Origin of the sequence: Rhodococcus sp. ACT016 (assembly GCF_050477185.1) — a bacterium.
Classification (GTDB): Bacteria; Actinomycetota; Actinomycetes; order Mycobacteriales; family Mycobacteriaceae; genus Prescottella.
Map to the genome: position 1 here is coordinate 2,158,479 of NZ_JBEAET010000001.1, position 21,887 is coordinate 2,180,365.

The following is a 21,887-nucleotide window of genomic DNA, read 5'->3' on the forward strand; positions in this document are numbered from 1 at the left end:
AGCGTGTGACCGATGCGATCTTCGTGGTGGGAATCGGCGCCGACGGCTGGGACGGCCTGTCGCCCCGAGCCCAGGCCGCCGTCCTGGATGCCGAGGTCCTGATGGGATCGACCCGGCAGCTCGCCCTGGTTCCGGACTCGCCGGCGCTGCGGGTGTCGTGGCCGTCACCGATGCTGCCGGCACTGCCGGGGCTGTTCGACGAACATCGCGATCGCCGCGTATGCGTGCTCGGGAGCGGCGATCCGATGTTCCACGGCATCGGCGTCACCCTCGGCCGTGTGCTCGGACCCGAGCGGCTGCGGGTGATCGCGCACCCGTCGTCGGTGTCGCTGGCGTGCGCCCGGCTGGGCTGGGCTCTACACGAGACCCCCACGGTGAGCCTGGTGGGCCGCCCGGTGGCGACGCTCGCGGCGAGCCTGATCGACGGCGAACGCCTGCTGGTCCTCAGCACCGACGAACACACTCCTGCCGCCGTCGCGGACCTGCTGCGCGACCGAGGTTTCGGGGACACCGAGATCGTGGTGCTCGAGCAGTTGGGCGGCCCAGGGGAGAACGTCGCCCGAGGCCGCGTTGCGACCTGGGAGCGGGCTCCCGGCGATCCGCTCAACGTGATCGCCCTCGACCTGCGAGCGACGCCGGCGGCGCAGCGGCTCACCCGGACGCCCGGCCTGCCGGACAGCGCATTCCGCGGTGACGGGCAGATGACCAAGCACGAGGTGCGGGCACTGTCACTGTCGACCTTGGCGCCGGCGCCCGGGGAGCTGTTGTGGGACGTCGGAGGCGGGTCGGGGACCATCGGCATCGAGTGGATGCGCACCGATCCTCGCTGCCGCGCGGTCGCGTTCGAACGCGAGGAACGGCGGGTGGCGCAGATTGTCGACAACGCGGAGCGGCTCGGTGTGCCGGCGCTGCGTGTGTGTGGTTCGGCACCAGCCGCGTTCACCGGCGAGACGTCGGTTCCGGACGCGATCTTCGTCGGCGGCGGCGTGACGCAGGACGGCATGCTCGACGCGTGCTGGGAGCGCCTGCGACCGGGTGGGCGGATGGTCGTCAACGCCGTCACCGCCGAGTCGGAGGCGCTGGTCCTGCACTGGCATGCGCGGGTAGGGGGACAGCTGCGCAAGTTCCAGATCTATCGCGGTGAGCCGCTCGGCGGGTTCACTGCGTGGCGACCGCAGTTGCCGGTGGCCCAGTGGGCGGTTGTCAAGCCGCACAGCACCGAAAGGGAAACGCTATGACAGTCCATTTCATCGGCGCCGGGCCCGGTGCCCCGGACCTGATCACGCTGCGCGCGTCGCGCGTCATCGCCGAGAGCCCGGTGTGCCTTTACGCGGGCAGCCTCGTGCCGGCCGAACTGCTGACGCTGTGCCCGGACAACGCGGACGTGATCGACACCGCCCGGATGAGCCTCGACGAGATCATCGAGCAGATCATCGCCGCCGACGCGGCCGGCCTCGACGTCGCGCGGCTGCACTCGGGTGACCCGTCGATCTATTCGGCGGTGGCCGAACAGGTTCGACGCCTCGACGTGGCGGGTATCGCGTACGACATCGTGCCGGGCGTTCCGGCGTTCACCGCGGCCGCGGCGGCGCTGGGGCGTGAGCTCACGGTTCCGGGGGTGTCGCAGTCGATCGTGCTGACTCGGGTGTCGACGCTGTCGACGGCGATGCCGCCGGGCGAGGACCTGCGTTCACTCGGGCGCAGCGGCGCCACCATGGTGGTGCATCTGGGTGCACACCGGATCGAGCAGATCGTCGAGGAACTCTCGGAGAACTACGGATCCGACTGCCCGGCAGCGGTGGTCGCGTTCGCGACCCGACCCGACGAGGTGGTGTTGCGGGGCACGCTCGCGACCCTCGTCGACCAGGTGCACGCTGCGGGCATCACGAAGACCGCGGTGGTGATCGTCGGACGGGTGCTCGCGGCCGAGGGATTCCCGGACAGCTACCTGTACTCCGCGAACCGCACGCGCACCACGCATTGAGGTCACTGTTGCGCAGAGTCTTGGTTCTCGGTGGCACTCGCGAGGCGCGGACTCTCGCATCCCGACTCGATCAGGATCCGACGATCGAGGTGATCTCGTCGCTGGCCGGCCGGGTCCGTGAGCCGGTGCTGCCCGTCGGCCGGGTGCGGATCGGCGGTTTCGGTGGTGTCGAAGGGCTCACGCAGTGGTTGCGGGACAACGACATCGATGCTGTCGTCGACGCTACCCATCCGTTCGCGGCACGGATCACCGCCAACGCGGCCGATTCGACAGCGCGGGCAGGGGTTGCGCTACTGGTGCTGCGGCGCACGGAATGGAGCGCCGGACCGGACGATCGTTGGCACATCGTTCCGGATCTCGCATCAGCTGCCGACGCGATCGCACGTCTGGGGGAGCGGGTGTTCCTGACCATCGGACGGCAGGGCGTGGACGCGTTCGCCGAGTGCCCGGGATGGTTCCTGATCCGCGCGATCGACCCGCCCTCGACTGCACTACCGCGCGATGCCGAAGTCCTGCTCGCCCGTGGACCGTTCACGGTCGCTGACGAGGTCACGCTGATGCGGGACCGGGGCATCGACGTACTCGTGACGAAGAACAGTGGGGGAGCGCTCACGTCGGCAAAGCTCGACGCTGCGCGTGAACTCGGCATTCCCGTCGTGATGGTCGCCCGGACCCCGATCCCGGCCGGGGTGGCCTCGACGTCGGATCTCGACGCTGCCGCTGCCTGGGTCACGCAGGCCAAGCGCCCCCGACACACGAAAGGCCGCGCGAGTGAGTGTGGATGACATCGATTCCGGAGCGACGAACGGCAGTTGGGCCGACGGCGTCACACGGACCACCGGTCATTTCGCCGGATTCGATTTCGCCGGCTTCTGGGACGAGGGCGACTACTCGCGGGAGAGCTATGTCGAGCAGCCGCCGAGCGACGAGCTGATCGCGTCGATCGAGGAGGAACTGGGCGGGTACCGGCTCCCGGACTCCTATGTCGAGCTGGCGCGGATGCACAACGGCGGCATGGTCGATCGCTGCTGCCATCCGATGGACGAGCCGACGATCTGGGCCGAGGACCACATCCGGATCAACGGGCTCTACGCGATCGGCCGCACCGCGACGTGGTCGCTGTGCGGGAAGCTGGGATCGACGTTCAAGCACGTCGAGTGGGGCTACCCGGACATCGGTGTCGGTATCGCCGACACCCCGAGCGGCGGACACGAGCAGATCATGCTCGACTACCGCGACTGCGGCCCTCGTGGTGAGCCGCGAGTGGTGCACGTCGATCAGGAGGACCACTACCGCATCACCCTCGTCGCGCCGGACTTCGCGACCTTCGTCCGGGGCTTGGTGAGCGAGGACGAATTCGACGACAGCGAGGAGATTCTGCAGGCCGACCTCGAAGTGGTACGGCACGGCACCTTCTCACCGATCGTCCGTAGGGCGTTGGAGGCTTCGGGACTTCCCGAAGGCGAGGCGTCGATCCGTGCGCTCGCCGAACGGATCGTGACGAGCAAGGGGTTCTTCGCGCTGCACGCGGACGGCGACTCGTGGCTGATGTACGACGCCATGTTCTGGCTGTATTCGCACCTGGCCACGCCGACGTCGTTCGAGGACTTCGTGAACCGGGCCGACGGGCAGACCGACTACGAGCGCCCCTGCTACACCCTCATGGTCACCACCTCGTTCGTCGCCGACCCTTACGGGTTCTGCACCGGCGGGTACGCGGAGGGATTCCTGCGGGACTGGTGGGACGCGAAGGTCGAGCGGGGGAACCTCGTGCCGATCGATGGCGGGTACCGGTTCGCCCCGGAGTACGCGGAACAACTGCTCCGGGTACTCCGGGCCGTCGCGGGCTGACCAGGCTAGCGCGGCGTCAGGACGAAGACCGGGATCTCGCGGGTGGTCTTGCTCTGGTAGTCCGCATACGGCGGATACGCGGCCACGGCGCGCTCCCACCACAGTGTCTTCTCCTGCCCGAAGACCTCCCGGGCGGTGTAGTCCCCGGACGCGGTGCCGTCCTGCAGCTCGACGCGCGGGTCGGCGACCACGTTGTAGTACCAGACCGGATTCTTGGGGGCTCCGCCGAGCGAGGCGACCACCGCGTATTCGCCGTCGTGCTCGACCCGCATGAGAGGGGTGCGGCGTAGTTTGCCGGTCTTGTTTCCCACCGTCGTCAGCAGCACCACCGGTTTGCCCACGATCGTCGTGCCTGCTGTTCCGCCGGATTCGATGATCTGATCCGCCTGGTCGGCGGCCCAGCCTACGGTGCTGCGTTCGTACTCTCCGGAAAGTGGCATGGTGATCAATTCCTTTCGGCTCGAGCCGGATGGGGGAGGGCGGGAGCGTTCTCCGCGTCCGCCGGCCACCACCGGCCGGTGCGTTCCACCAGAACGTACAGCGCCATCGTCGAGAACCCATTGACGGGGGAGCGGCGCTTGTGTCACCAGCTGTGGCGGATCCCATCGAGTCCCGCGAAGGAGGTCCACTCGCTGGAGGCGAGTAGATCCGGCGACGGGCGACCTTGGGCGAGTTGGCAATCGGGCATTCGACGCTCACCATTCCGTGAAGAACTTCGTATAGGACGGAAGCACTGGAATACCGGAATATTCCGGGCCGTCACCGATCACTCGCCAATGCATCGGACTCACTTCGCAATCAGCTCAATTCAACGCCCCGACGCCAGGGGCGGGGGTTGAATGTCCGAGGACGGAAGGGGATCGATCGATGGATCGGGTGTGCATTGTGGGGGCTGGGCCGGCCGGACTGTCGGCAGCTCGGGCGTTTCGACGGCTGGGCATCGAGTACGACCAGTACGAGCGGCACAGCGACGTCGGCGGAATCTGGGATCTCGACAATCCCGGAACGCCGATGTACGAGTCCGCGCATTTCATCTCGTCGCGCACGATGTCGGGGTTCCACGACTTCCCGATGCCGGACTGGTTTCCGGACTATCCGAGCAACCGGTTGATCCTTGACTACACGCGTTCCTTCGCGCGCGCCTACGGCCTCTACGACGGCATCCGTTTCGGCACGTCGGTGGACGAGGTCGTGCCGGACGGCGACGGTTGGTCGGTACGGCTGTCGACGGGGGAGCGGCGTCACTACCGCGCGGTGGTGTGCGCGACCGGGGTGACGTGGCGGCCACGAATCCCGCACCATCCCGGCCACTTCGACGGCGAGGTGCGGCACGCCGTGACGTACCGCGCGATCGACGAGTTCCGTGGCAAGCGGGTGCTCATCGTGGGCCTGGGTAACTCGGGTGCCGACATCGCCTGTGACGCAGCGGCGTCGGCCTCGGAGACATATGTCAGCGTGCGGCGCGGTTACCACATCATTCCCAAGCACATTCTCGGTACTCCGACGGACGTGTTCGCCGAGAAGGGCCCTCGGTTGCCGTTGGCGGTCGAACGTCCGCTGTTGACCGGGATACTGCGGCTACTGCAGGGTGACCTGACGCGGCTGGGGTTGCCGCGCCCCGACCACAAGTTGCTCGAGTCGCACCCGCTGCTCAACAGTCAACTGGTCCACCATCTCCAGCACGGCGACGTCGCGATCGTCCCCGACGTGGCGCGACTGGCCGGCTCGCAGGTCGAGTTCACCGACGGCTCGCGTCGCGAGATCGACCTGGTGCTTTTCGCCACCGGGTACGACTGGGCGATCCCATACGCGCCGGACGACTGCTTCGACTGGGCACACGGCCGTCCCCACCTGTACCTGACCGCGTTCAATCCGAGGCAGCGCAACCTGTTCGGCGTCGGCTACCTGGAAACCAACTCCAGCGCGTACACCCTGTTCGATCAGGTGACGAACGTTCTCGCTCAGTATCTGCACGATCAGCGGCACAATCCGGGGCGGGCGTCGTCGTTCGACCGCAAGATGGCCTCCGATCGTCCCGATCTCACGGGCGGCATCTCGTTCATCGGCACCGAACGGCACAGTGCGTACGTCGATTCGCACGCGTTCCGCGACTATCTGGTGCGGGTCCGGGCCGAATTCGGGTGGTCGGGTCTCGAACCGGGGATGTTCGACCGGATGCGGGTCACGGCGTGAGCCGCGCAATCGTCACGGGTGCCGCGGGCGCCATCGGATCGTCCATCTGCCGGGGTCTGGCGTCCCGCGGCTACGACATCGTCGCGATCGACGTCGACGATGTCGGGCTGGCGGCACTCGCGGACACCTCGCCGTCACGGATCAGCCCTTACCGCTGCGATCTCACCGATCCGGCCGAGCGCAATGAACTGGTGGCGATGGTGGGCGCCGACTGCGATCTGCTCGTCCACGTCGCCGGTGTCGTCGTGACCACGCCGTTCGAGATGGTCTCCGACGCCGAGGTCGACCGGGAGCTGGGCGTGAACCTGCTGGCACCGGTGCATCTGACCCGGGCCCTGTACCCGACGCTCCAACGCTCGCGGGGCCATATCGTCGCGATCGTGTCGATCGGCGGGATGCTGCCGCTCGGGGAGAGTCCCGGCTACAGCGCGTCGAAGTTCGGTCTGCGCGGCTTTCTCCTCGCGCTCGCGGCGCGCTCGCGTGAGACCGGGGTGCGGGTGAGCATCGTCAACCCGGGCTCGGTGGACACCCCGATGCTGCGGCACGAGGCCTCGAGCGGGGGATCGCCGCTGAACTTCCTGAGCACACCGCTCAGGCCGCAGCAGGTGGCCGACCGGGTGTTCAGGGTGGTGGAGCGGCCGCGGGTCGAGACCAACATGCCGCGCTCCGACGGCTGGATGGTGAAGACCGGGATGTTGGTGCCGGGTCCGACGCTCGGGGCGCTTCCGTGGATCGCTCGGCTCGCCCGCCGGAACCTGGAGCGTTATCGCGCGCGCCACGGTCTCGGATCGTCCGTGGACTGATCACCTCGGACCGTGATCGGGGTCATACTGACCGGGTGGATGCCGAGAAGCGGTTCCGGGTGTCGCAGATTCCGGCCGCGGCGTGGGCGTACGTCCGCCGCGCGCCGGGCACGTTCATCTGGCTGGCGATCCTGCTCGTGACGAGCATCGTCATGCATCAACTGTCGGACTCGGCGCTTCATCATGTCCTGGGCAATCGCTCCACCAACCTGCACCACCTGCGGGAGGACCCGATCCATGTCCTGATCGCCAGTGCGTTCTGGCTGGCCGGCGGCTCGTGGCTGAGTTACTTCGTGCTCTTCAACCTGTTCCACGTACCGGTCGAGCGGTGGCTCGGGACGTGGCGGTGGCTGACGGTGGTCGTGGTTGCCCACGTCGGCGCGACGTACATCAGTGAGGGTGTGCTCTACCTCGGAATCCAGCACGGGCGGGCACCCGAGTCCGCGGTGAACACGCTCGACGTCGGTGTCAGCTATGCGTTGGCCGGCGTGATGGCGGTGTTGACGTATCGGATCGCGCCGCCGTGGCGGTACCTGTACGCGATCGGTGTGCTGCTGGTGTACGGGCTGCCGCTGTTCGGCGGCCTGACCTTCACCGACATCGGCCACTTCACGGCCGCGTTGATCGGCTTCGCGTGCTACCCGCTCACTCGGGCGCGGCCGGAAACCTGGGATCCGGAGGATTGGGCGAGTTCGATCCGTGCACGTGTTGTAGCCCGCCGGTAGCGTGCCGTTCATGAGCGAACCGGTGAAGGGTCCCGCGTCCTACTTTCCGTCGATCGAGAAGAAGTACGGCAAGCCGATCAGCGAGTGGCAGAGCCTGATTCGGTCGTCGGACCTGACCAAGCACATGGAATTGGTGAACTGGCTCAAGACCGAGCACGGCGTCGGCCACGGCCACGCCAACGCGCTCGTCGCGTACACGCTCGAGGAGGACGCGGCGGGCTGACCGCCTGCGCCCGGTTCAGGCGCCGGCGACGTCGAGTCCGTGCAGGCGCTTCGCGGTGGGTGACTTCTCGACGGTGTCCGGGTCCGGCTCGGTCCCGAAAACGCGGTCGGCGGTGCCGGATGTGGTGACCGTGAACCAGTAGTGCTCGTTGCGGTAGTGGTGGTTGCGGTGGTGCCGCCACGTCGCCTTGTACAGCGCGGTCTTCGGCTTGTAATCGGTGTGGATGAGGAAGTGCGTCCACTCGTACGCGAGGCCGAGGGCCGTGATGACGATCAGGAACGTGAGGCCGAGCTCGAGGCGCGGAAACCCGAGCAACGCGATCGCCAGCAGCAGCGGTGCCAGCCACAGGAACACCGGGGCCGGTATGAAGTCCAGCGGGATGTTCCGCGGATCCCCGTGGTGGGCGCGGTGTTTGCGGGCGAGGAGCGGATCGACCGTGAGCCCGGCGATTCGCTTGGGGCGCCAGTGCAGGATGAACACGTGGATGATCCACTCCAGCACCGGGAACAGGGCGAGCATCACGAGCGGCACCAGGGCGTCGGCCCACGTCCACGCGCCCAGCGCGACGCGGGTGATGACGGCGCCGACGAACAGCGCACCGATGCTCCACGGACTCGGGTGGTGGACGAACTCGCGGGCGGCGCCGGCGAGGGTGACGTCGCGGCCGAACGCGGACGACGTGTGACGGGTCGTGGTCATGTGTCCTCCTCGGACATGTCCCGTGCCGCCGCGAGCGCGCCGTCGAGCAGCGTGGTCGCCGGCTGGAGAAGGGCGTGCGCCGCGGCGAACGCGCCCTCCGGGTCGCGACGTCGGACGGCGTCGACGATCGCGCGGTAGCGGTCGATCTCGTTCACCTCGGCGGCCATCACGACCGCGAGCGCGTCGAGCATCGGCTCGTACGACGCCCGCAGCGTGTTGAACATCAGCCGGAACGTGATCGAGTCGGCGCCGTCGACCACCAGGTCCCAGAAGTCGAGGGCGATGCGCTGCCGGACCACGGGATCGTCTGCGGCGGCGAGCGCGTCGACGGCGGCGTCCAGAGCGGCCGCGGCGCTCTCCGGCGCGCGTTGCGCGGCGAGTTCGGCGACCTTCGGCCCGTTCCAGAGGCGCGCCTCGAGAATGCTGCGCGCCACCGCGAGGTCGATCTCGCCGCGGCGTACCAGGAGCCGGGGCAGCAGGTCGAGGCCGCCGCGACGGCGCAGATCGTTGACGACGGTCGCGCCGCCCTGCCGGACGTCGACCAGCCCCATCGCGGCGATCCGGTTCAGCGCCTCGCGCACGGCGGGCCGCGAGACGCCGAGGGCCTCGGCCATTCGCCGCTCGCTCAGCAGCGTTTCCCCGGGCGCCAGGCCGCCACCGACCACGCCGTCGACGAGTTGCTCGAAGACGTCGTCGGGGATCGACCTGCGACGCACCGGGGTGAGATCCATGTCACAGACGCTAGGCCCCTCCGGTGCAGCTGGTCAAGTGGTCAGACCAGTTCAGAATCCGATCGTGGTCTCGAAGCCGTCCCGGTCCGTGGCGAGTCGGTACCAGCGATCCGCGATCGCATCCGGGTCGCCGTCGCCCGACCCTCGCACGATCGGCAGGCCGACCGAGACGTGCCCGACGTACACGCCGTCGTCCGCCAGCTCTCCGTGGAGGGCGGTGGCCCAGTTACGCAGCCCGGCCAGCGCGATCCCGGCGTTGCCCATCATGGGCAGCGGGACCACGGCCGACATGCCGGTGGTGAACAGCAGTGCGCCGTCGCGTGCTTCCCGCATGGCGGGCAGCACGGCCCGGGTCGCGGTCAGTGCGCCGGCGACCGCCAGGTCGAACTGCGCCCGCGCCGACGCCGGTGTGGTGTCGAGCGCGCTGGTGTAGCCGAGCGCGGCCGGGTCCGGGAACTGTCCGTCGGCGAAGTCCCAGGTGGCGCCCGGGGCGTAGGACAGCACGTCGATCCGCCCGAGTCGGTCGGCGGCGGTGTGCAGCGCGGCGGTGAGGCCCGTCTCGTCGGTGACGTCGGCCGGAAACGCCTCCGCGGTGATTCCGCTCTCGCGTAGCGAGGCCGCCGTCGCATCCAACCTGCTCCGGTTGCGGGCGACGAGCGCGACGCGGTGGCCGGCCGATCCGAATCGGTGAGCGATCGAGTGTCCGAGCCCAGGCCCGGCACCGACGACGGCAATGGTGGACGGCATGCGCTTCCTCCTGGTGGTTACGATTTGTTCGTAACGCCACGCTAGGGAAGCGGCGGACCGTCTACAAAAGGCACTTTCATGTCAGGAACGCACAGCGACACAACCGACCTGGCACCGGACCCGGTGCCGCATCCGTGTGCCGGATGGCCCGGCGGCGGCCGCACCATCCGGAAGACGCTCGACCGGGTCGGGGACAAGTGGTCGGTTCTCGTCATCGGTGTTCTCGCCGCGTCCGGGCCGCTCCGGTTCGGTGTGCTGCACCAGCGTGTTCCGGGTATCTCCCAGCGCATGCTCACGCTCACGGTGCGCCATCTCGAGCGTGACGGGCTGCTGAGCCGCACCGCCTACGCCGAGGTGCCGCCGCGCGTCGAGTACGCACTCACCCCGCTCGGGGAGAGTCTGCGCGGCATCGTCACGGCCCTCGCGCAGTGGGCCACGGATCACGACGACGAGATCGAGTCCGCGCGCCGGGACTTCGACGTGCGCACCGGCGGTCAGCCCGGGTAGTGCCGCGGGGTGAACACCGTCGTCCCGTGCGCGTTCTCGACGACGGTCGTCTGTGACGACCCGACGATCAGCAGGCACCGCATGTCGACGTCGGCGGGGTCGAGGTCGGCCAGACGGACGATCTTGATCGACTCCTGCGGGCCGGCGATGTCGCGACCGATGACCACGGGGGTGTCGGGGGAGCGGTGTTCGAGGACGAGGTCGCGCATCGCGGCCACCTGCCACGTGCGGGACTTCGACGCCGGGTTGTAGACCGCGAACGCCATGTCGGCGCCCGCCACCGCGGCGATGCGCTTGGCGACGACGTCCCACGGCTTGAGCCGGTCGGACAGCGAGATCATCGCGTAGTCGTGGCCCAGCGGTGCGCCGACCCGGCTCGCGACGGCGTTCGCGGCGGTCATGCCGGGCAGGATCCGGACGGGGACGTCCTTCCACTGGTCCTCAGCCGCGACCTCGAGCACGGCGGCGGCCATCGCGAACACACCGGGATCCCCGGAGGAGACGACCGCGACGCGCGCGCCGCGCTTGGCCAGGTCGAGGGCCATCGCGGCCCGCTCGGCCTCGACGCGGTTGTCGCTCGCGTGCCGGCGCTGCCCCGGACGCGAGGGCACCCGGTCGATGTAGGTGGTGTAGCCGACGAGGTCGGTCGCGCGGGCGAGCGCCTCGTGGACCTCGGGCGTGGTCCACGCCTGGTCGCCCGGTCCGAGCCCGACGACGACCACCTCGCCGCGTGCCGGTTCGGGTGCGGTGCGGTTGTTGACGGGGCTGGGCACGATCGCGATCGAGAAGTACGGCACGTCCGCGTCGTCGACGGCGTCGGCGGCGGCGACGCGCTGCCGGTCGGTGCTGGCGCGCTCGACGTAGTAGGCCTCGTCGATGCGACCGGCGTCCTTCAAGGCTTGGCGCACAGCGGGATACGTGCGGCCGAGCTTCATGATCGCGGCGGCGTCGGTCTCGCGCAGACGCCGGGTCAGCTCGTCCTGCGGCAGCGTGCCGGGCAGGACGGTGAGGACTTCCTCGCCCTCGACGAGCGGCTCGGCGAGTGCGGCGGACGCGGCGCTGACGGCGGTGACGCCGGGGATGACCTCGGCGTCGAACCGGTCGGCCAGACGCTTGTGCATGTGCATGTACGAGCTGTAGAACAGCGGGTCACCCGCGGCGAGCAGCGCGACACTGCGGCCGGCCTCGAGGTGTGCCGCCAGGCGGTCGGCGGCCTGCTCGTAGAACTCGTCCATCGCGCCCTGGTAGCCGCCGGGATGGTCGATCGTCTCGGTGGTGACCGGGTAGATCAGGTGTTCCTCGATCTGGCCTTCGCGCATGTAGGGGGCGGCGACCGCGCGGGAGATGCTGCGGCCGTGCCGGGCGCTGTGGAACGCGATCACGTCGGCCTCGCCGATCACGCGGGCAGCCTTTACCGTCACCAACTCCGGGTCGCCGGGTCCGATGCCGACGCCCCACAACTTGCCGGTCGTGCTCATTCGATCTCGCTCGCAATCGCGTTCAGGGCGGCCGCGGTGATCGCGCTGCCGCCGCGCCGGCCGCGCACCACCAGGTACTCGAGGCCGGCCGGATGCTCGATCAGCGCTTCCTTGGACTCGGCCGCACCGATGAACCCGACGGGTCCGCCGACGATCGCGGCGGGCCGGGGCGCACCGGCTTCGATGAGGTTCAGTAGGTGGAACAGCGCGGTGGGTGCGTTGCCGATCGCGACGACCGCGCCGTCGAGCTTGTCGCCCCACAGCTCCAGCGCCGCGGCCGACCGGGTGTTGTCGATCGCCTTGGCCAGCACGGGAACTCGCGGGTCGTCGAGCATGCACAGCACGTCGTTGTCGCGGGGCAGGCGCTTTCGGGTGACCCCGGCGGCGACCATCTTCGCGTCGCACAGGATCGGGGCGCCGCGGCGCAGTGCCTCGCGGGCGTCGGCGACCACGTTCGGGGTGAACGCGATGTCGTCGACCAGATCGACCTGACCGCTCGCGTGGATCATCCGAACCACGGCCTGCGAGACGTCGGCGGGGAATCGGGCGAGGTCCGCTTCGGCTCGGATGGTGGCGAAGGACTGGCGGTAGATCTCCGCGCCGTCGCGAATGTAGTCGATCATGCGCCACACGATAGAGGCATCACGACGACCCGTTTTCCACCCGGTAACCGTCGTGGCCGGAGACCACGTCTGTTACCTCGCCGCGGGGTCGGCCGCACTTGCGGTCGCACCCGGACCAGTGCTGGCGGCCCTCCGCGGGCAGTTCTTCGTTCTCGATCGCGGCGCGGGCATCGGCCCGCACGTCGGTGTGCGACTTGGCGCAGCCCGGCTGCCCTGCGCATGCGCTGACCTGCAGGTACGGCGAGTTCTCGTCGAAGATCAAACCCATCGGTGCGAGCACCCGGACGACCTGTTCGGCGGCCCACTCCTCCAGGTCGGGCACCAGCAGCGACCGCCACGGCGTGATCACGATCGGCTTCTCCACGGCGGCGAGGAACTCCGCGAGCCGGGCGGGCAGGGTGCCGAACGCCAGCCCGGCCGCCAGCGTGACGTTGCCGTCGGGTTGGTCGAGCCAACCGATCGGACCGCGCTCGATCGCGTCGGGCAGCGTGACGGGATCGCCGTACTCGAGGCCGAGACGCGCGAGGCTGAGACGCGCGAGGACGCGCTCGGTGCCACCGGGCACCTCGTTCAGCCGCCACGCCTCGCCGCGGCTCTCACCGAACGCGCGCGCCGCGGCCAGCAGCACGGAGACCACATCCGCCTCCGCGAGCCGCGCGCCGCTGTCCTCGCCGGCCAGGACCAGCGCGAACCGACCGTCGTCCAACGCGTGCACGCCGAAGTCGCCGCGCAGGCCGGAGACGTCGCCGCGGCCGTCGTCGAGCGTGAACAGCGTCCGTCCGGGCAGGTCGGCCAGCGCGGGATCGGTGCACAGCGCGCGGTCGAGGTCGCCGACCAGACCCCGGACGTCGGCGTGGCCGCCGATCCGCCCGGACAGCGGCGAGGCGAGGATGTTGCGCACCCGCTCGTGCGTGGTCGACGGCAGCAGCCCGACGTCGGCGATGCGGCGCGCGAACTCCTCGGGATCGGTGACCGCGCGCAGCTGGACGTTGCCGCGTGAGGTCAGCTCGAGCTCGGCGTTGCCGATCTCCAGGGCGGCGACGGCCAGCGCCTGGAGCTGCGGCGAGGTGATCACGCCGCCGGGCAGGCGGACGCGGGCGAGGGGGCCGTCGGCGGCGTGGTGAACCTGGAGAGCACCCGGGCATCTGTCCGGGCCGGAGCGTGGAGATGGCACGTGTCCAGGCTAGAGAAGTCCGGGGACCGGTGTGCACACGCGTGACCGGTAGGATCTCCGGCGACCGCGGCAGAAGAGGAACCGGTGAGATTCCGGGCGGTCGCGCCACTGTGAAAGTCAGACCCTCTTCCGCCGCCCGAACCGCTTCGACGAGTCCCGACTTGCTCGAACCCTGCCGTGGGGCGCGAAACCCCGGAAAGGCTGCACCAGTGATCCTGCTGCTGTCGACGTCCGACACCGACCTGCTCAGCGCCCGCGCGAGCGGCGCCGAGTACCGCTGGGCCAACCCGGCCCGTCTGCTCGTCGACGAGGACCTGCCCGGCCTGCTCGATGGCGCCGACCTGGTCGTCGTGCGCATCCTCGGTGGTCGCCGGGCCTGGGAGGACGGCATCGACGCGGTGCTCGCCTCGGGTCTGCCGACCGTCGTGCTCGGCGGCGAGCAGGCACCCGACGCGGAGCTGATGGAGTGCTCGACGGTGCCCGCCGGTATCGCCGCGGAGGCGCACACCTACCTGGCCGAGGGCGGCGGCGCCAACCTGCGCCAGCTGCACAACTTCCTGTCCGACACCGTGCTGCTCACCGGCTACGGGTTCGAGCCGGCCGCGCACCTGCCGAACTGGGGCATTCTCGAGCGCGAGGCCCGCACGGTCGAGGGCCCGACCGTGGCGGTGCTCTACTACCGCGCCCAGCACCTGGCCGGGAACACCACGTACGTCGAGGCGCTGTGCCGGGCGGTCGAGGACGCCGGCGCCAACCCGCTGCCGATCTACTGCGCGTCGCTGCGCACCGCGCCTGCCGACCTGCTGGAGACGCTGGGCCGCGCCGACGCGATGGTCGTTACCGTGCTGGCGGCCGGTGGCACCAAGCCTGCGCACGCGCAGGCCGGCGGCGACGACGAGGCGTGGGACGTCGCCGAACTCGCCGCGCTCGACGTGCCGATCCTGCAGGGCCTGTGCCTGACCAGCAGCCGCGAGGCCTGGGAGGCCAACGACGACGGCCTGTCGCCGCTCGACGTCGCCACCCAGGTCGCGGTTCCGGAGTTCGACGGCCGCCTCATCACGGTCCCGTTCTCGTTCAAGGAGATCGACGCCGACGGCCTCACCACCTACGTGCCCGATGCCGAGCGCGCCGCCCGCGTCGCGGGGATCGCCGTCCGGCACGCGCGGCTGCGCCGGATCCCGAACCCGGACAAGAAGATCGCGCTGATGCTGTCGGCGTACCCGACCAAGCACGCCCGCATCGGCAATGCCGTCGGCCTCGACACCCCGGCCAGCGCGATCGACCTGCTCACCGCGATGCGCGAGAGCGGCTACGACCTCGGTCCGCTCGACGGCGACGACGCGCTGCCCGGTCTCGCAGCCAAGGACGGCGACGCGCTGATCCACGCGCTCATCGCCGCCGGTGGGCAGGACCCGGACTGGCTCACCGCCGAGCAACTCGAGGGCAACCCGATCCGCATCTCCGCCGCCCGCTACCGCGAGTGGTTTGCAACGCTGCCCGAGGACTTCCGGGAGGGCGTCGAGGAGCACTGGGGTTCCGCGCCCGGCGAGCTGTACGTGGATCGCTCGTCCGATCCAGACGGCGAGATCGTCATCGCGGCGATCCGCGCCGGCAACGTCGTGCTGATGGTGCAGCCGCCGCGCGGGTTCGGCGAGAACCCGGTCGCGATCTACCACGACCCCGATCTGCCGCCGAGCCACCACTACCTGGCCGCGTACCGCTGGATCGGCGCGAACACCGAACAGGGTGGATTCGCGGCCGACGCGATCGTGCACCTGGGCAAGCACGGCAACCTCGAGTGGCTGCCCGGCAAGACGCTCGGCATGTCGGCGTCGTGCGGCACCGACGCCGCGCTCGGCGACCTGCCGATGATCTACCCGTTCCTGGTCAACGACCCGGGCGAGGGCACCCAGGCCAAGCGGCGCGCGCACGCCACCCTGGTCGACCACCTGATCCCGCCGATGGCGCGCGCCGAGTCCTACGGCGACATCTCCCGGCTCGAGCAGCTCCTCGACGAGCACTCGAACATCTCGGCGCTCGACCCGGCGAAGCTGCCCGCGATCCGCCAGCAGATCTGGACGCTGATGCGGGCCGCGAAGATGGACCACGACCTGGGCCTGACCGAGCGTCCCGAGGAGGACGTGTTCGACGACATGCTCATGCACGTCGACGGCTGGCTGTGCGAGATCAAGGACGTCCAGATCCGCGACGGACTGCACATCCTCGGCAAGGCGCCGGAGGGCGACGCCGAGGTGGAGCTGGTGCTCGCGATGCTGCGTGCCCGGCAGATGTGGGGCGGCGAGCAGACCGTGCCCGGTCTGCGGGAGGCGTTGGGCCTGAGCGAGGCCGGCGACGAGGACCGCGGCCGGGTGGACGAGATCGAGGCGCAGGCGCACGCCCTGCTCGCGGCGCTGGCCGAGACGGACTGGGATCCTGCGGCCGCCGACCGGCTGTCCGACGACGACACCGTCCGACAGATCCTGCGCTTCGCCGCGACCGAGGTCGTGCCGCGGCTGCGGCAGACATCCGGCGAGATCGCGCAGGTGCTGCACGCGCTCGACGGCGGCTTCATCGCCGCGGGCCCGTCCGGGTCGCCGCTGCGCGGACTGATCAACGTGCTGCCCACCGGCCGCAACTTCTACTCGGTCGACCCCAAGGCGGTGCCGTCGCGGCTGGCGTGGGAGACCGGTCAGGCGATGGCCGAGTCGCTCGCCGCCCGCTACCGCGCCGACCACGGAGAGTGGCCCAAGTCGGTGGGGCTGTCGGTGTGGGGCACGTCGGCGATGCGCACGTCCGGCGACGACATCGCTGAGGTGTTCGCGCTGCTCGGTGTCCGCCCGGTGTGGGACGAGGCCTCGCGCCGCGTGACCAGCCTCGAGGTGATCGACCTCGCCGAGTTGGGCCGCCCGCGCATCGACGTCACCGTGCGTATCAGCGGCTTCTTCCGGGACGCGTTCCCGCACGTGCTGGCCCTGCTCGACGACGCCGTCCGCCTGGTCGCCGGTCTGGACGAGGGCCCCGAGGCCAACTACGTCCGCGCCCACACGCAGGCCGATCTGGCCGAGCACGGCGACGACCGGCGCGCGACCACCCGCATCTTCGGGTCCAAGCCCGGCACGTACGGCGCCGGTCTGCTGCAGCTGATCGACTCGAAGAACTGGCGCGACGACGCCGACCTGGCGCAGGTGTACACCACGTGGGGCGGCTACGCGTACGGCCGCGGCCTCGACGGCGTCCCGGCGTCGGACGACATGCGCAGCGCCTACAAGCGGATCGCGGTGGCTGCCAAGAACACCGACACCCGCGAGCACGACATCGCCGACTCGGACGACTACTTCCAGTACCACGGCGGCATGGTCGCGACGGTCCGCGCGCTCACCGGCAAGGATCCGGAGGCGTACATCGGCGACAGCACCCGGCCCGACGCCGTCCGCACCCGCACCCTGTCGGAGGAGACCGCCCGCGTCTTCCGTGCCCGCGTGGTGAACCCGCGCTGGCTCGAGGCGATGCGGCGCCACGGCTACAAGGGCGCGTTCGAGATGGCCGCGACCGTCGACTACCTGTTCGGCTACGACGCCACCACCAACGTCGTCGCGGACTGGATGTACGAGAAGCTCGCCGAGACGTACGTGCTGGACGAGCAGAACCGCAAGTTCATGTCCGAGTCGAATCCGTGGGCGCTGCACGGCATCTCCGAGCGACTGCTCGAGGCCGTCGAACGGAAGATGTGGGAGGAGCCGTCCCCGGCGGTCCTCGAGGGGCTGCGGCAGGTGTACCTCGAGACGGAGGGTGAGCTCGAGGGGGACTGAGGCTCTCCGCGCCTGTGCGTCTTTTCGGTAGTCCCAACTACCGAAAAGGCGCACGGGCGCGCAGCGCCTAGCGGCGCCAGAACAGGTGGTGCGTCACGCCGCTCGGACTGGGCACCGTTTCCAGATGGAATCGGTCGAGCAGTTCGTCCGGGGTATCCCACAGTTGCAGTCCGGTCCCGAACGTGATCGGGGAGACGGCCACGTGCATGGTGTCGACGAGGTCGGCGTCGAGGAACTCCCGGATGGTGGTGACCCCACCACCGAGCCGGACGTCCTTCCCCTGCGCGGCCTCCTTGGCCTGATCGAGGATCGTGGCCGGGTCGCCGTCCACGAAGTGGAACGTGGTCTCGCCGCGCGTGATCGACGGCCGGGGGTGGTGGGTCGCGACGAACACCGGCGTGTGGAACGGCGGCTCCTCGCCCCACCAGCCCTCCCACTCCAGGTTCTCCCACGGGCCGCGCTGCGGCCCGAACTTGTTGCGACCCATGATCTCGGCGCCGATGTTGCGGGAGAAGTCGCGAGTGAAGTAGTCGTCGAGGCCGCGGCTGCCACCGGGATCGGTGCGCATGGGCCAGCTCGCAGTCGCGCCCGCCCACGCGAGCATGTCACCGGGGTCGAGGCCGAACGGATTCTCGAAGGTCTGGTTCTCGCCGCACGCGACGCCGTCGCTGGAGACGTTGAAGTTCTGGACCCGTAGCAGCTGACTCACGTGATGCTCCGCTCTCGAAGGTGGTGTTACGAGAAGACAGACTCGCCGTATCGACGAAACTCATCATGACGCGGCCTCAGGCTGGCCGCGAGGATACGAGAGTGACAGTTCTGTCGACGGATCCCGGGGCGTGGGTGCGACCATGGAGGAGTCGACGCTCTACGCCTGATGCTGACCGGAGGCCGTGGCGATGGACGACTGGACGAGAAGCGAGCTCCCGCGGGTCGTGGTCGAGACCGTAAACGGCCGCACAAGGCACAGCGCGGGCAAAGCGGTACGCATCGGCCGGGACCCGCAGTTGGAGATCACGATCGTCGATCCTGTGGTGTCGCGCGAGCATGCGCGGCTCAGGTGGGACGAGGGATGGCAGCTCGTCGACTCCGGCAGCAAGAACGGGATCTACGTCGACGGCAAGCGCAGAGAAGAGGTACCCGTCACGGACACCGTCCTCGTCCGCCTGGGTGACGCGGTCGAGGGACCCACGGTGCGGATCTCGATCGAGGATCCCGACGCGACGCGACGGGACGTGGGCAGTCGATGGGACGAGTCGACGATCGAGGTAGGGGCCTCGATCGCCCCGCCCCCGGCACCGCGCGCGACCGTCCCCGCGGGAGCCCTGACGATCGGACGGTCTCCGGACAACGACATCGTCGTCCGGGATGTGCTGGCCTCACGCCGTCACGCGATGGTCCACAATGCGCCGTCCGGCCTCGAAATCGAAGATCTGGGGAGCGTCAACGGAACGTTCGTCGGCGGTGCCCGGGTGACGCGCGCACGGCTGACCGACGGCGACGTCGTCACCATCGGCAACACCGACTTCACCGTGCAGGAAGGCCGTCTCGTTCCACGGCAGGCGACCGCCGCGACCGCCGGCGGTCTGCGCGTGGACGGCGTCGGACTCGTCATCGAAGGCGGGCGGCGACTGCTGGAGGACGTCACCTTCACGGCGGGACCCGGGAGTCTCACCGCGGTGATCGGGCCCTCCGGCGCGGGAAAGACCACGGTCGCCAAGATCATCTCCGGTTCGGCAGGCCCCACGGAAGGCGTCGTCGAGTTCGAAGGACGCAGCGTGCACACCGACTATTCGGTGCTGCGCTCCCGCATCGGCATGGTCCCTCAGGACGACGTCGTCCACCGGCAGCTGACCGTCCGGAGGGCCCTCGGCTACGCCGCGGAGCTGCGACTGCCGCCGGACACCACCCGGGCCGACCGTGAAGTGGTGATCGCAGGGGTACTCGACGAATTGCAACTGACCGAGCACGCCGACACCCGCGTCGATCGCCTCTCCGGCGGGCAACGCAAACGCGCATCGGTCGCGCTGGAGTTGCTCACGGGCCCTTCCCTGCTCATCCTGGACGAACCGACCTCGGGTCTCGACCCCGCGCTCGATCGACAGATCATGGCGACGCTGCGCCGCCTCGCCGATTCGGGCCGCGTCGTCGTCATCGTCACGCATTCGCTGTCCTACCTCGAAATGTGCGACCAGGTCCTCCTCCTTGCTCCCGGTGGCAAGACCGCGTATGTGGGACCGCCCGACCGAGTCGGGAGCGCGCTCGGCAGTACCGACTGGGCCGACATCTTCGCCCGCGTCGCCTCCGACCCCGACGGGGTGTTCGCCGAGTACCGCGCCACCCGCACGGTGGCGGAGGTGCCACCAGCCCTGCCCGGGCCGCTCGGCTCTCCCGCGCACACCTCGAGGCGTAAGCAGTTGAGCACCGTCGCCCGCCGCCAGGTTCGGCTGATCCGCGCCGACCGGGGCTACCTGATCTTCCTGTCGCTTCTGCCCTTCGTGCTCGGCGGCCTGGCCTTGCTCGTGCCGGGCGACACCGGGTTCGGGCAGTCCGGTGCCGACGTTTCCGGCGAACTCACCCAGATCCTGGTGGTGCTGATTCTCGGCGCCGCCTTCATGGGCTGTTCACTGACCATCCGCGACCTGGTCGGAGAGCGCATGGTCTATCAGCGCGAACGTGCCGCCGGGCTGCTGCCGTCCGCCTATCTGACGGCGAAGATCGTCGTGTTCTGCGCCGCCGGCATCGTGCAGTCGGTGATCATGGTCCTGATCGTCTACGTGGGCAAGGGTTTCCCGGGCCACGGCAGTGTGCTCCCCTCGGGCTCCGTCGAACTGATCGTGGACATCGCCGCCACTACCTGCTGCTGCGTCGTGCTCGGATTGGCGTTGTCGTCGGTGGCGCGCTCGAGCGAGCAGGTGCTGCCGATGCTGGTGGTCACGATCATGGCGCAACTGGTGATGTGCGGAGGATTGATCACGATCACCGGACGCGCCGTGCTCGAACAGGTCGCGTGGCTGTTTCCGTCACGCTGGGGGTTCGCGGCGGCCGCCTCGACGGTGGACCTGGTCACGAATGCCACCGGCACCGAGCCGGACACGCTGTGGCAGCACACCGGATCGTGGTGGCTCCTCAGCATCGCCATGCTGGTGCTCATCAGTTGCGTGCTCGCGGTCGTCACCTACAGCCGGCTCCGGCTGCGCCGTCAGACCGCAAAGCGCCTATAGTCGCCGGTCGAACGCGAGTGTCGGTTCGGCGGTGGGGATGTCGACGGTGTACGTCCGCAGTCGCACCGATTCCGCCGACAAGTCCATGACCATGAATCCGAGGTCGTCGAAGTTCTGGTAGAGGTTGGCCCGGTCCGGCCGACTGGACTTGCCGTGCTGGTTCTTCGCGGCCGCCCCGGAGACGATCTGCCGGGTGCCCTTGGACTCGACGGTCGGCTCGAGGACCTGCAACGAGTGATCGTGCCCGGACAGGATGAACTGGCACCGTCCCACGACGTGGTCCTCGAAGAAGCGCTTGGCGTGGATGCCGTTCATCGGTTCGATCGGAATTCCGTCGTACGCCCCGGCATCGCCGTGCGAGCCGTTGTTCAGGTACGGGTGGTGAGTGCACGCGATCTTCCACTTCGCCGGCGATGCCGCGATCGCGGCATCGAGCCAGGCCCGCTGCTCGTTCATGAACTGGCCGTCCGCGGCCCAGTACGGCACGAACAGCGGAGGCAGGTAGGCGGCGACCGGGTTGAGGTCGAGGACGAAGAACTCGACGACCGGGTTCTCCTCGGGCACCCGGACCGAGTAGTAGCGGTAGGGCATCCACCATTTGCGCGACGTCCCGTGGTAGTCGACCTCGTCGTTGCCGCGCAGCAGCCAGCCACCGTCGCCTGGGAACACCGCACTGTTGTCGTGGTTACCGAGGGCCATCACCCAGGGGAAGTCCAGGCCGTGGTTGGGGTCCTCGAACTTGGTGGCGAACTGGACGTCCCGGTCGCCGTTGGGCCCGGCCTCGTAGATGTTGTCGCCGAGCCCGAGCGCCATCCCGAACGGCTCGGCCTGGTGCAGCTTGCGCGCCGCGTCGGCGACAGCCCACTGCGGCTGGGTGCCGGTCCCGGCGTCGCCGGTGACGAGCACCCGGACGTTCGACGTCGTCGGGAAGGCGAACTTGCCGTCCGCGGGGGCAGGCGCGGCCGGAACGGCGGCGGAGGCTGTCGGCGCCAGTGCCGCCATCGGGACGGCGGCGGCTGCGACGCCGGCTCCGGCGAGGAAGTGTCGACGGTTGATCGGGTTGAGCTCGGTCACGGTGTCCTCGGAGGTCTCGTCGGTTCGACAGTCCGCCCCAGC

20 protein-coding genes are annotated in these 21,887 nt (G+C 69.5%); 11 read left to right on the forward strand and 9 right to left on the reverse strand.

Translation table 11 applies throughout. The features are described 5' to 3' along the window. The first annotated feature begins 5 nt into the window (after window positions 1-5). The 4 genes from cbiE to ACQ5DX_RS10110 are packed head-to-tail and all read left to right on the forward strand — an operon-like array spanning window position 6 to window position 3,835. Window positions 6-1,238, forward strand: coding sequence for a precorrin-6y C5,15-methyltransferase (decarboxylating) subunit CbiE (gene cbiE / locus ACQ5DX_RS10095; RefSeq protein ID WP_430332492.1), 1,233 nt, complete (start codon window positions 6-8; stop codon window positions 1,236-1,238). Then, on the forward strand, window positions 1,235-1,984 hold the full coding sequence (gene cobM / locus ACQ5DX_RS10100) for a precorrin-4 C(11)-methyltransferase (RefSeq protein WP_430332493.1): 750 nt from the start codon (window positions 1,235-1,237) through the stop codon (window positions 1,982-1,984). The genes cbiE and cobM overlap by 4 nt, the downstream gene beginning before the upstream one ends. Window positions 1,985-1,992: 8 nt before the next feature. Continuing rightward, complete coding sequence (locus tag ACQ5DX_RS10105) at window positions 1,993-2,769, forward strand: cobalt-precorrin-6A reductase (protein ID WP_430332494.1); 777 nt, start codon at window positions 1,993-1,995, stop codon at window positions 2,767-2,769. Further along, on the forward strand, window positions 2,756-3,835 hold the full coding sequence (locus tag ACQ5DX_RS10110) for an SMI1/KNR4 family protein (RefSeq protein ID WP_430332495.1): 1,080 nt from the start codon (window positions 2,756-2,758) through the stop codon (window positions 3,833-3,835). The genes ACQ5DX_RS10105 and ACQ5DX_RS10110 overlap by 14 nt, the downstream gene beginning before the upstream one ends. Before the next feature lie 5 nt (window positions 3,836-3,840). Here ACQ5DX_RS10110 and ACQ5DX_RS10115 read toward each other — a convergent pair whose 3' ends face one another. Then, on the reverse strand, window positions 3,841-4,275 hold the full coding sequence (locus ACQ5DX_RS10115; protein ID WP_430332496.1) for a nitroreductase family deazaflavin-dependent oxidoreductase: 435 nt from the start codon (window positions 4,273-4,275) through the stop codon (window positions 3,841-3,843). Window positions 4,276-4,720: 445 nt separating this feature from the next. Between ACQ5DX_RS10115 and ACQ5DX_RS10120 the strand changes: the two genes are divergently transcribed. Genes ACQ5DX_RS10120 through ACQ5DX_RS10135 form a run of 4 tightly spaced genes read left to right on the forward strand, consistent with a single transcriptional unit; the run spans window position 4,721 to window position 7,779 of the window. Next, window positions 4,721-6,028, forward strand: a complete 1,308-nt coding sequence (locus ACQ5DX_RS10120; protein ID WP_430332497.1) for a flavin-containing monooxygenase — start codon at window positions 4,721-4,723, stop codon at window positions 6,026-6,028. Then, window positions 6,025-6,831, forward strand: a complete 807-nt coding sequence (locus ACQ5DX_RS10125) for an SDR family NAD(P)-dependent oxidoreductase (protein ID WP_430332498.1) — start codon at window positions 6,025-6,027, stop codon at window positions 6,829-6,831. Before ACQ5DX_RS10120 ends, ACQ5DX_RS10125 begins: the two co-directional genes overlap by 4 nt. Before the next feature lie 35 nt (window positions 6,832-6,866). After that, complete coding sequence (locus tag ACQ5DX_RS10130) at window positions 6,867-7,556, forward strand: rhomboid-like protein (RefSeq protein WP_430332499.1); 690 nt, start codon at window positions 6,867-6,869, stop codon at window positions 7,554-7,556. A 10-nt stretch (window positions 7,557-7,566) separates the two neighbouring features. Next, entirely contained in the window at window positions 7,567-7,779 is a 213-nt protein-coding gene (locus tag ACQ5DX_RS10135; RefSeq protein ID WP_430332500.1) for a DUF4287 domain-containing protein, read from the forward strand. A 15-nt stretch (window positions 7,780-7,794) separates the two neighbouring features. Here the strand turns inward: ACQ5DX_RS10135 and ACQ5DX_RS10140 are convergent, their stop codons facing one another. From ACQ5DX_RS10140 to ACQ5DX_RS10150, 3 genes are read right to left on the reverse strand one after another with little or no spacing between them, the layout of a single operon-like run. After that, a complete protein-coding gene (locus tag ACQ5DX_RS10140; RefSeq protein ID WP_430332501.1) occupies window positions 7,795-8,478 on the reverse strand; it encodes a sterol desaturase family protein in 684 nt (227 codons plus the stop codon). Then, window positions 8,475-9,209 carry a FadR/GntR family transcriptional regulator gene (locus ACQ5DX_RS10145; protein WP_430332502.1) on the reverse strand — a complete coding sequence of 245 codons (735 nt, stop codon included), beginning with the start codon at window positions 9,207-9,209 and terminating at the stop codon, window positions 8,475-8,477. The genes ACQ5DX_RS10140 and ACQ5DX_RS10145 overlap by 4 nt, the downstream gene beginning before the upstream one ends. Window positions 9,210-9,260: 51 nt before the next feature. Beyond that, window positions 9,261-9,956, reverse strand: a complete 696-nt coding sequence (locus ACQ5DX_RS10150) for an SDR family NAD(P)-dependent oxidoreductase (RefSeq protein ID WP_430332503.1) — start codon at window positions 9,954-9,956, stop codon at window positions 9,261-9,263. A gap of 78 nt (window positions 9,957-10,034) precedes the next feature. Between ACQ5DX_RS10150 and ACQ5DX_RS10155 the strand changes: the two genes are divergently transcribed. After that, complete coding sequence (locus ACQ5DX_RS10155; protein ID WP_430332504.1) at window positions 10,035-10,463, forward strand: winged helix-turn-helix transcriptional regulator; 429 nt, start codon at window positions 10,035-10,037, stop codon at window positions 10,461-10,463. Here the strand turns inward: ACQ5DX_RS10155 and cobJ are convergent. Genes cobJ through cobG form a run of 3 tightly spaced genes read right to left on the reverse strand, consistent with a single transcriptional unit; the run spans window position 10,451 to window position 13,738 of the window. After that, window positions 10,451-11,941 (reverse strand): precorrin-3B C(17)-methyltransferase, encoded by a 1,491-nt coding sequence (cobJ, locus tag ACQ5DX_RS10160; RefSeq protein WP_430332505.1) that lies wholly within the window; start codon window positions 11,939-11,941, stop codon window positions 10,451-10,453. The genes ACQ5DX_RS10155 and cobJ overlap by 13 nt on opposite strands. Next, a complete protein-coding gene (locus ACQ5DX_RS10165) occupies window positions 11,938-12,564 on the reverse strand; it encodes a precorrin-8X methylmutase (RefSeq protein WP_430332506.1) in 627 nt (208 codons plus the stop codon). Before ACQ5DX_RS10165 ends, cobJ begins: the two co-directional genes overlap by 4 nt. 19 nt (window positions 12,565-12,583) lie before the next feature. Continuing rightward, complete coding sequence (gene cobG / locus ACQ5DX_RS10170; protein ID WP_430332507.1) at window positions 12,584-13,738, reverse strand: precorrin-3B synthase; 1,155 nt, start codon at window positions 13,736-13,738, stop codon at window positions 12,584-12,586. A gap of 209 nt (window positions 13,739-13,947) precedes the next feature. Here cobG and cobN point away from each other — a divergent pair, with 209 nt between their 5' ends. Continuing rightward, window positions 13,948-17,547, forward strand: coding sequence for a cobaltochelatase subunit CobN (gene cobN, locus ACQ5DX_RS10175; protein WP_430332508.1), 3,600 nt, complete (start codon window positions 13,948-13,950; stop codon window positions 17,545-17,547). 67 nt (window positions 17,548-17,614) lie between these two features. Here the strand turns inward: cobN and ACQ5DX_RS10180 are convergent, their stop codons facing one another. Next, window positions 17,615-18,256: a dihydrofolate reductase family protein gene (locus ACQ5DX_RS10180; protein ID WP_430332509.1), complete on the reverse strand. Its 642-nt coding sequence runs from the start codon at window positions 18,254-18,256 to the stop codon at window positions 17,615-17,617. Between the two features lie 190 nt (window positions 18,257-18,446). Between ACQ5DX_RS10180 and ACQ5DX_RS10185 the strand changes: the two genes are divergently transcribed. Continuing rightward, a complete protein-coding gene (locus tag ACQ5DX_RS10185; RefSeq protein WP_430332510.1) occupies window positions 18,447-20,771 on the forward strand; it encodes an FHA domain-containing protein in 2,325 nt (774 codons plus the stop codon). Here ACQ5DX_RS10185 and ACQ5DX_RS10190 read toward each other — a convergent pair. Further along, window positions 20,766-21,845 (reverse strand): metallophosphoesterase, encoded by a 1,080-nt coding sequence (locus ACQ5DX_RS10190; protein WP_430332511.1) that lies wholly within the window; start codon window positions 21,843-21,845, stop codon window positions 20,766-20,768. The two genes, ACQ5DX_RS10185 and ACQ5DX_RS10190, sit on opposite strands and share 6 nt — an antisense overlap. Window positions 21,846-21,887 lie beyond the last annotated feature (42 nt).

What these genes read in the sequence shown, in the direction of transcription:
- cobM (WP_430332493.1), top strand. Translation starts at nt 1,235, where the DNA reads ATGACAGTCCATTTCATCGGCGCCGGGCCCGGTGCCCCGGACCTGATC.
- ACQ5DX_RS10115 (WP_430332496.1), bottom strand. Translation starts at nt 4,275, where the DNA reads ATGCCACTTTCCGGAGAGTACGAACGCAGCACCGTAGGCTGGGCCGCC.
- ACQ5DX_RS10135 (WP_430332500.1), top strand. Translation starts at nt 7,567, where the DNA reads ATGAGCGAACCGGTGAAGGGTCCCGCGTCCTACTTTCCGTCGATCGAG.
- ACQ5DX_RS10140 (WP_430332501.1), bottom strand. Translation starts at nt 8,478, where the DNA reads ATGACCACGACCCGTCACACGTCGTCCGCGTTCGGCCGCGACGTCACC.
- ACQ5DX_RS10145 (WP_430332502.1), bottom strand. Translation starts at nt 9,209, where the DNA reads ATGGATCTCACCCCGGTGCGTCGCAGGTCGATCCCCGACGACGTCTTC.
- ACQ5DX_RS10150 (WP_430332503.1), bottom strand. Translation starts at nt 9,956, where the DNA reads ATGCCGTCCACCATTGCCGTCGTCGGTGCCGGGCCTGGGCTCGGACAC.
- ACQ5DX_RS10155 (WP_430332504.1), top strand. Translation starts at nt 10,035, where the DNA reads ATGTCAGGAACGCACAGCGACACAACCGACCTGGCACCGGACCCGGTG.
- cobJ (WP_430332505.1), bottom strand. Translation starts at nt 11,941, where the DNA reads ATGAGCACGACCGGCAAGTTGTGGGGCGTCGGCATCGGACCCGGCGAC.
- ACQ5DX_RS10165 (WP_430332506.1), bottom strand. Translation starts at nt 12,564, where the DNA reads ATGATCGACTACATTCGCGACGGCGCGGAGATCTACCGCCAGTCCTTC.
- ACQ5DX_RS10185 (WP_430332510.1), top strand. Translation starts at nt 18,447, where the DNA reads ATGGACGACTGGACGAGAAGCGAGCTCCCGCGGGTCGTGGTCGAGACC.